This is a genomic window from Subsaximicrobium wynnwilliamsii (genome assembly GCF_007997225.1).
GTDB lineage: Bacteria > Bacteroidota > Bacteroidia > Flavobacteriales > Flavobacteriaceae > Psychroserpens > Psychroserpens wynnwilliamsii.
The window spans coordinates 1-1,188 of sequence record NZ_VORM01000099.1; the positions used below are offsets into that span (position 1 = coordinate 1).

At 42.2% G+C, this 1,188-nt stretch carries 1 protein-coding gene; it reads left to right on the forward strand.

Annotation, left to right across the window (positions count from 1 at the left end):
• Nucleotides 1-59 precede the first annotated feature (59 nt).
• Nucleotides 60-1,188, forward strand: a protein-coding gene (locus ESY88_RS20675) for an IS3 family transposase (protein ID WP_147088598.1) whose coding sequence is annotated in 2 segments (ribosomal slippage) — nt 60-300 and nt 300-1,188 — 1,130 coding nt annotated over the 2 segments. Because the reading frame shifts where the segments join, the coding sequence is not laid out codon by codon here. This gene is flagged as partial in the annotation.

Genomic DNA, 1,188 nt, shown 5'->3' on the forward strand with positions numbered 1-1,188 from the left:
TGGAGTGTCTACATTTGCTGTGACGAATTTATCTAGTCCGAAAACTATAACTTTGTATTATGAGAAGAAATTTCGACAATGAATTTAAAACAACTGTGGTAGAATTGCTGCAGGCAGGTAAAAGTGTGCGTGAGCTCTGTGAGGAGTATAGCCTTCAAGATGGCACGATCAGGCGTTGGCGCAGAGAGTACGGTCAAAAGAACGGCGATCTATCCAAGAAGCGGGTACCGACTGCTTCGGAGGTTGAATTAAGCCGGTTGAAGAAAGAGCTGCGTGAGACGAGATTGGAACGTGATATATTAAAAAAGGCGGTGAGCATCTTTTCCAAGAGCGACAGTTAAAGTATGGTTTTGTATTCAACAACAAAGAATCATACCCTGTTGAAAAGATGTGTCATTGTTTGAAAATCAGTAAAAATGCCTATTACAATTGGCTCAAGAACAAAGATGTTGTCAATATAGATACATGTAAGATTCATCTAATGAACAGAATAGCCGATATATTTGAAGATAGCAAAGAGGTTTATGGCAGTCATCGCGTTCAGAAGATGCTTGAGCGGGAAGACCTTTTTTATTCTAGATCCTATGTTGCGGTCTTAATGAGGAAAATGGGTCTGCGCAGCATCCTGAAGAGAAAGTTTGTGGTCACGACCAAGTCTGACCACTCATATCCAATCGCTGAAAATGTATTGAACAGAGACTTCGACAGCCAGGCCATAGGCGAGAAATGGGTCTCGGATATCACCTATATCCGTGTGAAAGATGGTTGGAACTACCTTACGACCATTATGGATCTGGCAGACAGGAAAATAGTCGGTTGGTCTTTGAGTGAGGATATGACCGTTGAGAATACTGTCTGGAGAGCCTGGACTTCTGCAATAGGCACAAGAAAGACAAGACCAAACTTCATATTCCATTCAGACCGGGGAGTGCAATATGCCGCAAACAAGATCACCAGGATGATGAGGGAGAATATAAGAATGAGCCAAAGCATGAGCAGGAAAGGGAATTGCTGGGACAATGCAGTTGCCGAGAGTTTGTTTAAGACAATTAAATATGAGTGTACAAATAGATATAGATTTGCGTCGAGTGAACAGCTGCATGCGTGCCTGGTAGAATATATAAGCTGGTACAACACCAAAAGGATCCATTCAACCTTGGGGTATAGAACACCATTGGAAATGCAACT